This window comes from Litorivita sp. NS0012-18 (assembly GCF_040371945.1).
Taxonomy (GTDB): Bacteria; Pseudomonadota; Alphaproteobacteria; order Rhodobacterales; family Rhodobacteraceae; genus Litorivita.
In genome coordinates this window covers 1,556,651-1,569,514 of the sequence record NZ_BAABWS010000001.1, presented here as the reverse complement: position 1 = coordinate 1,569,514, position 12,864 = coordinate 1,556,651, and the positions used below count along the sequence as shown (strand labels likewise).

Sequence of the window (12,864 nt, the reverse complement as noted above, 5' to 3'; positions counted from 1 at the left end):
CGGGCGCGCTAAAGGAGCGCCATGTCCTATACCATCGCAGCGCTCTATCACTTCACCCGTTTCCCCGACCGCGAGGCCGTGCAGGCCCCGCTCAAGGCGCTTTGCGCCGCCGAAGGGATCACCGGCTCCTTGCTCATCGCCCATGAGGGGATCAACGGCACCATCGCCGGATCGCGCGCCGGAATTGACGCGGTTTTGGCGCATATCCGCGCTTTGCCGGGCTGCGGCGATCTGGTGCATAAGGAAAGCTTTGCCGCCCAGCAGCCCTTTGGCCGCATGAAGGTGCGCCTGAAGGCCGAGATCGTCACCATGGGCCAGCCCGATGTCGATCCGCGCGCCAGCGTCGGCCATTATGTCGAGCCTGCCGATTGGAACGATCTGATCCGCTCTGACGATGTGGCGGTGATCGATACGCGCAATGATTACGAGGTGGCGATCGGCACATTCGAGGGCGCGATCGACCCGCAGACCGAAAGCTTTCGCGAGTTCCCGCAGTGGTGGGAGGCAAACAAAGAACGCTTTCACAACAAACGCGTGGCGATGTTTTGCACCGGCGGTATCCGCTGCGAGAAGAGCACGAATTACCTGCTCCAGCAGGGGGTTGAAGAGGTCTATCACCTCAAGGGCGGGATTCTGAAATACCTCGAAGAGGTGCCGCAAGAGCAAAGCACGTGGGAGGGCGAATGTTTCGTCTTTGACGGGCGGGTCTCGGTGGGGCACGGGCTCAAGGAAGGGCCGCATGAGCTGTGCCATGCCTGCCGCCGTCCGATCCTGCCCGAGGATAAGACGCGCGCCCAATACGAGCAGGGCGTGTCGTGCCACCAATGTATCGGTCAGACCTCCGAGGCCGACAAGACGCGGTTTCGCGAGCGGCAAAAGCAGATCGAATTGGCCCGCCAGCGCGGCGAGACGCATTTGGGCCACGCGCCCTCGGCGTAATCTGGCGGCGTTACATGCCGGCAATGCGCGCCCATTTGGCGCGGCCCGACAGGGCGCGGCGCTCAGAGCGGCGAGACGGCAAAGGCGGGCATGGCGCGCCCGTCCTGATCGGCCTGCAAGAACATCTCGGCGGTGTCCAAGGCCTCGCGGATGGTGACATCCATATCCAGATAGCGATAGGTGCCAAGCCGCCCGACAAAGGTCACCGCAGGGGTGTTTTGCGCCAGCGCGACATAGCGGGCGAGCAGCGCCTTCTCATCGGCCAAGCGGATCGGATAATAGGGGATGTCTTGCGGCTCGGCGGCGCGCGAATATTCGCGGTAGCACAGGCTGCGGCTATGGGTTTCCCAAGGGGCGAAATGTTTGTGTTCGGTGATGCGCGTATAGGGCACGTCGCGGTCGCCATAGTTCATCACCGCACAGCCTTGGTAATCGCCCTCGGCGGTAAAGCGTTCGAAATCCAAGGTGCGATAGCCCAAACGCCCCAGTTCATAGTCGAAATAGCTGTCGAGCGGGCCGGAGAAAAACACATGGTCGTATGTTTCGGCGTCGGGGGCGGCAAAGCTGCGGCCAAGGGTGAGGGTGATGCGCGGATGGTCAAGGATCGCGGCGATCATCGGGCTATAGCCTTCTTCGGGCATGCCTTGGAATTTATGGAAGAAATAATTGTCGTCATAGGTGAAGCGCAGCGGCAGGCGTTTGAGGATCGAAGCGGGCAACAGATGCGGCGCAAGCCCCCATTGTTTGACCGTATAGCCTTTGAAAAACGCCTCATATAGCTGCGGGCCGACCGTCATCAGCGCCTGCTCTTCGAAGTTTTGCGGATCGGTGATCGTGGTGTCGGCCTGCGCGGCGATAAAGGCGCGGGCCTCTTCGGGTCGCAGGGTTTTGCCGAAGAACTGGTTGATCGTGTGCAAATTGACCGGCAGCGCATAGACCGCGCCTTGGACGGTGGTTTTGACACGGTTTTGAAAGGGCCGGAAACGGGCGAAACCGTTGACATAGGTCCAGACCTCTTCGTCATCGGTGTGGAAGATATGCGGCCCGTAGGTATGGACCAGAACGCCGGTGTCCGCGTCGCGCGCGGTATGGCAATTGCCGCCGATATGGTCGCGGCTGTCCATGACGGTTACATCATGTCCCGCCTCGGCCAGCTTGCGCCCGATCACCGCGCCGGACAATCCCGCACCTACGTTGAGTATTTTCACCGCGTTTTCCCGTTTTGGCCAGTGGTTCGGCCCATGGTTCGGCCCATGGCTCGGCCCGTGATTGGGCGTGCCTATGTGTCCCATGGGGGGCGGGCGAATTCAAGCAAAGCGCCATATGTCGGCGCGCAAAGGCCTAACTGCGTGCGGAGCAAGGCACGGCGGGGGCGGCGGGGCGGCGGCGCTCATGGGGCCGCGCTGAACAGGAGCGATAACAAAGGTGTGAGGTGGCTTGGCCGTATTTTCCCCATGAATTTGACACGCAAATGCCTTAAGAAAAGTTTAGGCCAAATCGGGGCTTATTGTAGGCCTGAAGGCGCGCGCCTTATCTGCGCTCTTCGGGGAAAATATCGACGAGGGATTTCATGCAACCGAACGATCCACTTTACAGCTCTCAATGGCACTTCACCTTGATTGGCGACATCGAAACCATCTGGGATGATTACACCGGCGAAGGGATCGCGGTTGGGGTTTACGACGAAGGCGTCGAATCGGCGCATCCGGACCTTGATGACAACTACGATTACGCGCTGCTTTTCCCCGGTGATGATGGTGAGCCGAACGGCGCGGCCAACGGGCATGGCACGGCGGTTGCGGGGATCATCGCGGCGGAAAACAACGGGGTTGGCGTGGTTGGCGTTGCCTTTGATGCCACGCTCACCGGCGTCGATCTGTTGCAAGATCTCAATTCCTCCCAGACGCTTGATGCCTACGACTGGATGGCGAATTTCGACGTCACCAACCACAGCTGGGGCTATACCCCGACCTTTGGCAGCGCCAATGATGTCGGTGACAGCAGCGGCTATACCTACCAAGAAGCCTACCATTTCGGGATCGCGGCAGGGGCGGGTCGCGGCGGGCTTGGCACCGTCAATTTCAAAGCGGCGGGCAACGAGAATCACAATTCCTCGCTCGAAGCCTCGGGCATCATGGGCAATGCGCAGGGCGACGGGATGAACAACACCCGTTTCGCCGTCACCGTGGCGGCGACCGGCGCGGGCGGCATTGCGGCGGATTATTCCAACTGGGGCACGAATATCCTGATCGCGGCCCCTGCGGCGCAACACACCACCGATATGACCAGCTTTAACGGCTATAGCGGCACCGATTACGCCAATGATTTCGGCGGCACCTCGGCGGCGACGCCGGTGGTTGCGGGCGTGGCGGCCTTGATGATGCAGGCCAACACGGGCCTTGGCTGGCGCGATGTGCAAGAAATCCTGTCGGTGTCGGCGGCGCATACCGGATCGAGCTATGGCGCGGCGGCGACCTCTTACGAGGAAGGCGCATGGTTTGCCAATGGCGCTGACGACTGGAACGGCGGCGGGCGCACCTTCAACGTCTCTTACGGCTTTGGCATGGTCGATGCCTTTGCGGCGGTGCGGATGGCGGAAGTGTGGTCGCGGTTCGGCGCGGCGCAAACCTCGGCCAACGAGATGTCCGGCACGCTTGAGTATTCCGGCTCGGCGGTCTCGATTTTGGACAATGACACGGTGTCGATCTCGCAGGCGGCAAGCCTGGGCATGGTGGTCGAACATATCGATGCGCGCATCACCGTGTCGCACACCTATATGGGCGATATCCAGATGACTTTGGTCGGCCCTGACGGGACGCGCTATGTCTTGCTCAACCATGATGGCGGCAACGAATTTCTTGCCGGAAGCTATACTTACGGCGTCGATGTGGTGCGCGGGTCCTATTCCGACGGGACATGGACCGTCGAGGTCGAAGACAGCGTGTCGGGCGATACCGGCACCTTGTCGGATTTCACCCTCGATTTCTTCGGCAGCGCGGTGAGCGACGACAAAGTCTATCACTTCACCGAAGATTACCTCACCTACCGCGCCGAGGAGATTGCGCGCGCCTCGACCGTGGTGGCCACCGGCGGTGTGCAATGGCTCAACCTTGCGGCCATCACCGGCGATGTGGCCTTTGTGGCGGCGGGCACGTCGGGCTTTAGCGTCGATGGCGCGGTCTGGGCGACCTATGAGGGCGCGGGCCGGATCGAGCATTTCGTCACCGGCGACGGCGATGATTATGTGCAGGGCAACTGGCTGGCCAACCAGATGCTCGGGATGCGCGGCGATGATTTCCTCAATGGCGCGGCGGGCAATGATACGCTTGAGGGCGGATTGGGCAATGATACGCTCAATGGCGACAAGGGGCGTGACCGTTTGATCGGCGGCGAGGGTCATGACGACCTGCGCAGCGGCGAGGACAATGACACCTCGGTCGGCGGCGCTGGCAATGACACGTTGCGCGCGGGGGCGGGCGACGATCTGGCGTGGCTCAATGACGGCGCGGATGTCTTCTTTGACCAAGACGAAAGCGGCGGGCTTGGCCATGACACGATCTATGGCGGCACTGGCAACGACAGCCTTGAAGGCGCCAGCGGCAACGACAAATTCTATGGCGAAGCGGGGGCCGATACGCTGTCGGGCGGCACCGGCAATGATACGCTCTTTGGCGGTTCGGGCGATGATTTCCTCTCCGGCGAAGAGGGCAATGACCGGCTCAACGGCGGCGCGGATAATGACACATTGGTCGGCCATAACGGCAATGATGTGCTCATCGGCGAGAACGGCAATGACCGCTTTTATGCCGGATATGGCGACGACACGATCTATGGCGGCAATGGCAATGACACCGTGTTCGGCCACCAAGGCGACGACTATGTCGTGATGGGCTTTGGCGACGATCTGTTCAATGACACCGACGGAAGCAACGGCGGCAACGATTCGGTTTATGCGGGAATGGGCCGCGATACGATCTATGGCTCGACCGGCGCAGACACGTTCGATGGCGGCGGCGATCCCGATTTCATCAATGGCGGTCTGGGCAATGACCTTTTGGTGGGCGGCACCGGTTGGGACACGCTGCGCGGCGAAGGCGGCGACGATTTCATTGTGGGCGATCACGGGAATGACCGTCTTTATGGCGGCTATGGCGAAGACGCCATCTTTGGCATGGTTGGCAATGATTTCCTGCACGGGTCGAACGGCGATGACACGCTTGCGGGCGGCTCGGGCGATGACCGCTATTTCGGCGGTCTGGACACCGATACTTTTGTGTTCGAAAGCGGCCATGATGTGATCACCGATTTCGATGTGAACGAGGATATCATGGTGATCCTGGGGTCGCCGTGGGGGAGCGGCACGCTCACCGGTCAGCAGATTGTCGATACCTACGGTGGCGATGTGGCCGCAGGCTACGAGCTCTATTTCGACGCTGCGACCTCGATCGTCTTTGAGGGGATGTTCGACAACACCGGCCTCGCGGCGGCGATTGATTTCAGCTACTGATCGGGTTCACATCCGGTCTGACATAGCAACGGGCGCCTCGGTTTCGGGCGCCCGTTTTGCATGGGTCCGGCCCTGCGCGGTCGCGGCGGGTCAGAAGAATTCAAGGTTCGCCACGCTGATCAGCCAAGGCATGGTGTCCTCGATCACGATGGTGCCGAAATCGCTGCTCAGCAGGGTATCGCCATTGCTATAGACGAGGCTGAGGTCATTGCGCGAGGCGGGCGCATCGGGGTCGCCTTCGCTGAGGAAACGCAAAATATCCGCACCGGTGTCGAAATCGCGGATCGTGTCGTCGCCGTGGCCATCGGCAAAGACAAAAACATCATTGCCCGAGCCGCCCGACAGCACGTCATTGCCAAAGCCGCCTTCGATCGTGTCGTTGCCGCCATCGCCGTGGATGCTGTCATTGCCGCCATAGCCATAAAGCCGGTCATGGTCCTCGTTGCCGCGCATATGATCGTTGCCTTGGCCGCCGATCAATTCGTCGTTGCCAAAGCCGCCGGTGATGACATCATCATCATCGCCGCCTTTGAGCGTGTCATTGCCGCCGCCGCCGCCAATCGTGTCATTGCCGTTGCCGCCCTCGACGTGATCGGCGCCATGCACATCGTTTTGCGCGCTGTCGATAAAGATGTCGTCGCCATCATCAAGATAGACGCGGTCGCGCCCCGCCCCTGCGGTGACCACATCATTGCCCGCGCCGCCATAGATCCAGTCATAGCCGCTGCCGCCGTCAATCGTGTCGGCGCCCTCTTGGCCGAACAGCGTGTCATTGCCCGCCCCGCCGATCAGATTATCCACGCCATTGCCCGCATTGATCCGGTCCGCGCCTTCGCCGCCGTCGAGGTAATCGGCCTCATCGCCGCCGTTCAATGTATCGTTGCCATGGCCGCCAAACAAAGTGTCGCGCCCCGCATCGCCGAACAGCCTGTCGTTCATATCGCCGCCATAGATCAGGTCATCGCCCCTGTTGCCATACAGCGAATCCTCGCCGTCCGAGCCGTAAAGGCTGTCGTTGCCCCAACCGCCATAGATATGGTCGTCGTCATCGCCGCCGGTCATATGGTCGTCGCCCGCCGCCCCGTCGAGCGTGTCATCCGCGCCCCCGCCGGTGATCGTATCATCGCCGATACCGCCAAAGATCAGATCAAGCCCCGTGCCGCCGCTCAGCAGGTCATTGCCTCCTCTGCCGTTGAGCGTGTCATTGCCATCGCCGCCATAGACCGTATCGGCCCCGCCTGCGCCGTCTTCGTCATGGTCCTCAAACAGGTCGTGGCCGGCGTCGAGCCGGATGTCGTCGCGCCCCATGCCGCCATAGACCGTATCGTCGCCGGTGCCGGCGCGGATCGTGTCGGGTTGATCGCCACCATCGATGAAGTCATGTCCGTCCTCGCCGACAAGGCTGTCCTTGCCGCCATCGCCGCGCAGCGTGTCGCCGCCATTGCCGCCATAAAGGTGATCGCCGCCCAATCCGCCCTCGATGGAATCGCGCCCGCGCCCGCCATAGGCCACGTCATGCCCGCCCGAGGCAATGATCGTATCATCACCATCGCCGCCATAGACCGTATCCGCGCCATTGGCGTCGTTTTGCGTCTCGTCGATAAAGCGGTCGTTGCCATTGCCCAGCCAGACCTCATCGGTGCCCAGCCCGCCGATCACCGTGTCATTGCCATCGCCGCCGCGGATCGTATCGCCCCACGAGCCGCCATCGATGCTGTCGTCGCCCGCGCCACCGTCGATATCGTCGCTCTCGGAGCCGCCGAAAATCGTGTCATTGCCCGCGCCTCCGGTCATCACATCGCGGCCGGTCAGCCCGAACAAAAGGTCGTGCCCATCGGCGCCGACAATCGTGTCATGCCCGTCGCCGCCGTCGATATAATCATCGCCCAAATCCCCATAGAGCGCGTCATGACCCTGCTCGCCGAGCAGGCTGTCGTTGCCCCAGCCGCCGCTGATATGATCATTGCCGTCGCCGCCCGCGGCCGTATCCGCGCCTGCGCCGCCGATGATGCGGTCATTGCCCGCCGCGCCGAGCAGGCTGTCGTCGCCGATCTCGCCCAGCAGCGTGTCATTGCCATCGCCGCCCAGCAGCGTGTCGTGCCCGTCGCCGCCGAAAATGCTGTCGGCGCCGCCGCGCCCGTCGACGTAATCGTGGCTGCCGAGGGCATAGATTTCATCGGCGGTGCTCTCGCCGGTCATCACATCATCGCCATCGGTGCCGCGCATCGGCACGCGCACCAACATCATCGGGCGGTTCGGGCCGGTGATTTCATAGCCGAACAGATCGGTCATGCTCAGATAGCCGCCGCTGGCCGCATAGACGTCGATCACCTCGTTGCGATAGCTGACGCGCGCGCCCCAAGAGGTGCTCAAAAGGGTGATCTGCTGGGTCGAATAGAGCATCGGAAAGGCGCTCAGATCAAAGCGGTCCACGCCTCTTTCAAAGTCCATGATCGTATCGGTGGCTTGGTCATAGTCGAGGATGAAAATATCCGCCCCCGCGCCGCCGCGCAGCGTGTCCTCGCCATCGCCATCGACCAAAATATCGTTGCCCGCGCCGCCCGAGAGGCTGTCGTTGCCGCCGTATCCCATGATGATATCGTCGCCCGAGGTGCCGTTTTGGGTCGCGCCGCTGCTGGTGCCTGAAAGGGTCTGGCCCTGCGCGCTGGTGCTCATGGCAAGCTGCGTCAGGCCCGCTTCGGATTGCGAGGCGGCCATGACGATCATCTCGCCGCCCACCGAGGTCAGCGACAGCGCCTCGATATTTTGCAAGCCCATCGCCATCGTGTCTTCGATGGATTGCAAATGCACCAGCCGCCCGCCTGGCAGCAAGGTAAAGAGCGAGATCCCGTCATCGGCCCCGCCCGCCAGCACGTAAACGCGCCCGTCCACCGTGGTGACCTCCAAAGAGGTCAACCCGCCAAAACGGGTCGAGAGCGTGTCGAGGATATGATCGACGGGGGCCAGATTTCCCGAAGCATCGAGCCGCATGACCGAGATCGACTGGCTGCCCGCCGCGCCCAAAATGACGTAGGTCTCGCCCTCGACCTGCGCCACTTGCATCGCCGTCGGGGTGTTGACGCCCAACCCGTTTTGCGCGCCCAAGGACATGGTTTCGCTCAGGTTTCCGGTCTGTTCATTGACGTGGTAGGAGGTGACGCCATGTTCGGCGTTCGAGGCCACCAAAAGATAGGTATTGCCGCCGACCGTGGCCTGCACCAAGGCGGCGGCGTCCTGCATATAGGAGGTGTCGGTGTCTTGCGCCGAGGCGGAGGCCACATATTGCGCCGTGCCCGAGCCCCAGCGGTAGGCGTGGATTTGCGTGCCGCCCTCTTCGGCGAAATAGAAAAATTCGCCGCCCATCAGATTGACCGAGGCAAAGGCCGACACCCGCCCCGAGGCGGAGGCCTGCACGCCGCTGATCGCGGTGGCGGTGCCGATGGTGCCCGCGTCGTCGACATAATGGCCGACCAATGCGCCGGAGCTGTCGTTGCCGGTCAGCACATAGCTTTGCCCCGACAGGGTGACGGTGGTGATTTGCGTGTCGGCGACGGCGGCCATGGATGCGGAAAACACCGCCGCATCGACCAAGGAGGCGGCGCTGCCTTCGCTGAGTTGATAGGAGCTGAGCCCGCCGTTGGTGCCGCTGGTGGCATAGGCGAAGACACCGCTGCTGGTGACTTGGACATCGATGTCGGAAATCGCCACATCGAGCATCTCCTGCCCGCTGCCGATCACCGTTCTGAAACCCAGATAGCTCATACCACACCCGCTCACGTTTACGGGCTGACATTGCGCTCAGGGGCGTTAACGCGGCTTAATGGAATTCGGGCAAGATTGTGATGATCACCTCAAATCTTAATCTATCTTGATGATCTCTTTGCGCAGTCTTGAGCTAAACATGACTGTATTGTTGCCTTGGCGCGCGGCGACAACGGATCAGGCCATGAGCGTTTCATGGCGACGGATCGCCTCGTTCAGATCGTCGAAATATTCCAACCCGCCGCCGTGCAAAACGCATCCCGCTTCGCAAAAATCGCGCAACTGGTTCATGTCGTGATTGACCACAATCGCCCCAGCGCTGCGCATCCGCTCCAAAAACACCGCGCGGCTTTTGCGGCGAAAGCGTTGGTCGCCCACGGCGGTGACCTCGTCCACAAGGTAGGTGTCAAAGCCGATCCCCATCGAGGCGCCAAAGGCCAGACGCGAGCGCATCCCCGAGGAATAAGAGCGCACCGGCATCTGAAAATGCGGGCCAAGTTCGGCGAAATCCTCGACAAACCCCTCAAGCTCGTAGGTATCGACGCCGTAGATGCGCGCGATAAAGCGCACGTTTTGCGCGCCGGTCATCTCGCCGTGGAAGGATCCGGCAAAGCCCACGGGCCAAGAGATCGAGCGGTCGGTGGTCAGCGTGCCGCCATCGGTCGGCAAGGTGCCCGCGATGATTTGCAGCAAGGTCGATTTGCCCGCGCCGTTTTGCCCCAAAAGCGCGACCGAGGCCCCGTCGGGGAAGGAGACGCTGACATCATCGAGCACGGTTTTATGCCCGCCTTTGACGGCAAAGCGTTTGGTCACATTGTCGAGCCGCAACATCGGTTTGCCTTCCCTCGCTTGTCCTGTGGCGCTTGGCCCCGCCCTTATCGCCGTGCCTATTGCCGGTCGCGGATCGAGTAATAGACCAAGGCGCAGATCGACCAGAAGAGCAGCGAGAAGAGCGCGGTCAAAAGCGTCCATGTGATGCGCTGCGGATATTCGGCGGTCTGTGCCAGCGTCGGGGTGATATAGGTCGCCAGATAGCGGCTTTTGCGCGCGGCGTTGGAGCGCGCGATCTCTACGGCGGCCAAGGCGGCGCGGTAGGCTTCTTCGGAGAACTCGCGGTCCACCGAGAGGCTTTCGAATTCGGCCATCAAGGTGGGGTAATCGGCGCCGTTATTGCCCGCCTCGGCGGTGGCAAAGGTCGCGCGCTCTTCTTCGATGCGGCTTTGGATCACCTCGATGCGGCGCTCGGCTTGCTGCAGGCGCGGGTCCGAGCGTTTGGTGGTTTCCGACAGGATGTCGAATTCGATCAGGGATTCGGCCAATTGCTGTTGCAGGTTGTTGAGCACCCCCATGCGGCCTTGGATATCGGCGGTGGGATCGACGATCTGTGTGCGGGTGCGAAAGGCGGTCATGGCCTCGCGGGCCGCCTTGAGCCGCACCAAGGCCTCGTCGAGATCAAAGAGCGCATAGCGGATCGTATCCTCGCGCGCGGCGGCGTTGAGGGCGTTGATCATCGACTGGCTTTCCGCGACGATTTCCTCGGCGATGGATTGCGCGGTTTGCGGATCAAAGGCAAGCACGCGCAATTCGATCAGGCTGGCCGATTGGTTGTAGGAAATCCGCACGATCCGTTGCCAATAGCGCACCAGATCTTCGAGCGTCGCATCGGGTTTGAGCGAGAAAATCGGGTCGGTTTCATAGTTGTGCACGTAATGGGCGCGCAGATCGACGGCGGCATCGACGCGGCGCACCAACTCTTGGCTTTGGATGAATTCATACAAGATATCGGTGTCCGACGATCCGCCGCCCGACAGGCTCGACAGCCCGCCCAGAAGGTCCACGGCGCTGCCGCCGGTTTCGCGCTGCACCGTGAAGGCCGTGGTCGAGGCATATTGATCGGCGCTGCGCACCCACAAATAGAAGGACATGACCACAACGGGCAGCATGACCAGAAAGGCAAAAGAAACGATCAGCCCGCGATGGCGTTTGCGCAGCCGCGCCGGACCGGCGAGCGGTTTGATTTGCACGGCGGGGGCGGGGGAGGGGCCTTGGTTCGCCTGCCCTTGTTTGGGCTGTCCCTGATTGGCCTGCCCCTGTTTGGGTTGACCCTGATTGGACTGACCCTGTCCCTGACCCTGTTTGGCTTGGCCACCTTGGCCTTGGGCGGGTTGCCCCTGCTTGGCCGCCGGTTGGTTGCCTTGCGGCTTGCCGCCCTGACCTTGGCCGCCTTGGCCCTGCGCGCCCTGACCCTGTCCGCCCGCGTTCGGCCCCGCTTTCGGCCCTGCGTTCGGGCCGCCGCCCTGAGCGGCGTTGGGGGGTTTGTTCGGGCCTGCGTTTGGTCCCGCATTGGGTCCTTTGTTTGGCCCTTGGCCGCCCGCTTGCGCTTGGCCTTGCGGTCCTTGGCCGCCGCCCTGACCACCGCCTTGGCCTTGGCCTTGCGGTTGCGCTTGAGGCTGGCCTTGGTTCGGCCCGCCGCCGCCCTGCGCGGGGCCTTTGCCTTGACCGCCCTGACCTTGCTGTCCTTGGCCTTGCGCCGGACCTTTGCCCTGACCCTGACCCTGACCTTGCGCCGCTGCGCCCTGACCGCCTTGGGGGGCATTGCCCTTGGGCGCCGCTGGTTTGGCGGGGGTCTCTTTGGCGCTGTTGTCGGGGGCTTTGGCCTCGGCATCGGCCGCGCCGCTTGTGGCGGCGGCTTTGGCGGCTGGCGTGTTGTTCTGGTTCAACAGGGATACTCCGCTTGTGAACGCAATTGCATTGCCGCAATCATAGCCCCATAATTGCGCTTTAAAAACCCCGCATAACGGAGGCGTTGTTGAGCGCTCGTTCCAATCCTGCCGCTGCCCCGTCCGGCCCCCCGATCCGCCCCGCAGCGCGGCCCAAACGCGCGACGCGCTGGGCCTCGGGCCGTTCGGTGCTGGCCTTGATGCTGCGCGAGATGGGGTCGCAATACGGCCGCTCCCCGGGGGGCTATCTTTGGGCGGTGCTGGAGCCTTTGGGCTATGTGATCGTGATGTCCATGGCGTTTTCCTTGCTGTTTCGCGCGCCGTCCTTGGGGACCAGCTTTGTGCTGTTTTATGCCACGGGATATTTGCCCTTTACCCAATATCAAAACGTCTCGCAGGCGGTGGCGCGGTCGCTGCGCTATTCGCGCGCCTTGATGAATTATCCCGTGGTGAGCTGGATCGACGCGGTGCTGGCGCGGTTCTTGCTCAATGCGCTGACCTCGGTGGCGGTGGCGGTCTTGCTGATGGCGATCATCTTGTTCTTTGTCGACACGCGCGGCCTGTTGGATTTCTCGCCCATCTTGATGGCCTTTGCGGTGGCATCGGTGGGAGGGCTCGGCGTGGGGCTGGTCAATTGCGCCTTGATGGGGCTTTTCCCCGTGTGGGAGCAGCTATGGAACATCGCCACGCGGCCGCTGTTTTTGGGGTCGGCCATTTTGTATACCTATGAGGACCTGCCCTCGATGGTCGGCGATATCTTGTGGTTTAACCCTTTGGTGCATGTCGCCGGATTGATGCGGCGCGGGGTCTATTCGACCTATGATGCGAGCTATGTATCGCTGATCTTTATCTGGGGCGTGGCCTTGGGGCTGGTGGTGCTCGGCATGCTCTTGATGCACCGGTTCAGCCGCAAAATCCTCGCCGATATGTAAGCGG

General features: G+C 62.1%; 7 protein-coding genes. 3 read left to right on the top strand and 4 right to left on the bottom strand.

Annotation, left to right across the window (positions count from 1 at the left end; translation table 11 throughout):
* The first annotated feature begins 21 nt into the window (after positions 1-21).
* Entirely contained in the window at positions 22-939 is a 918-nt protein-coding gene (trhO, locus tag ABWV64_RS07555) for an oxygen-dependent tRNA uridine(34) hydroxylase TrhO (protein ID WP_353343674.1), read from the top strand.
* A 62-nt stretch (positions 940-1,001) separates the two neighbouring features.
* Here trhO and glf read toward each other — a convergent pair whose 3' ends face one another.
* On the bottom strand, positions 1,002-2,147 hold the full coding sequence (gene glf / locus ABWV64_RS07550) for a UDP-galactopyranose mutase (RefSeq protein WP_353343672.1): 1,146 nt from the start codon (positions 2,145-2,147) through the stop codon (positions 1,002-1,004).
* A 362-nt stretch (positions 2,148-2,509) separates the two neighbouring features.
* Between glf and ABWV64_RS07545 the strand changes: the two genes are divergently transcribed.
* Entirely contained in the window at positions 2,510-5,446 is a 2,937-nt protein-coding gene (locus ABWV64_RS07545; RefSeq protein WP_353343670.1) for a S8 family serine peptidase, read from the top strand.
* A gap of 90 nt (positions 5,447-5,536) precedes the next feature.
* Here the strand turns inward: ABWV64_RS07545 and ABWV64_RS07540 are convergent, their stop codons facing one another.
* The 3 genes from ABWV64_RS07540 to ABWV64_RS07530 all read right to left on the bottom strand — a co-directional run bounded on the left by ABWV64_RS07540 (position 5,537) and on the right by ABWV64_RS07530 (position 11,928).
* Entirely contained in the window at positions 5,537-9,208 is a 3,672-nt protein-coding gene (locus ABWV64_RS07540) for a calcium-binding protein (RefSeq protein ID WP_353343668.1), read from the bottom strand.
* Between the two features lie 177 nt (positions 9,209-9,385).
* Positions 9,386-10,039, bottom strand: coding sequence for an ABC transporter ATP-binding protein (locus tag ABWV64_RS07535; RefSeq protein WP_353343666.1), 654 nt, complete (start codon positions 10,037-10,039; stop codon positions 9,386-9,388).
* A 56-nt stretch (positions 10,040-10,095) separates the two neighbouring features.
* Complete coding sequence (locus ABWV64_RS07530) at positions 10,096-11,928, bottom strand: KpsE/RkpR family capsule polysaccharide export protein (RefSeq protein WP_353343664.1); 1,833 nt, start codon at positions 11,926-11,928, stop codon at positions 10,096-10,098.
* Positions 11,929-12,017: 89 nt separating this feature from the next.
* On the opposite strand from ABWV64_RS07530, the gene ABWV64_RS07525 reads away from it, so the two are divergent.
* Complete coding sequence (locus tag ABWV64_RS07525; protein WP_353343662.1) at positions 12,018-12,860, top strand: ABC transporter permease; 843 nt, start codon at positions 12,018-12,020, stop codon at positions 12,858-12,860.
* The last annotated feature ends 4 nt before the right edge of the window (positions 12,861-12,864 follow it).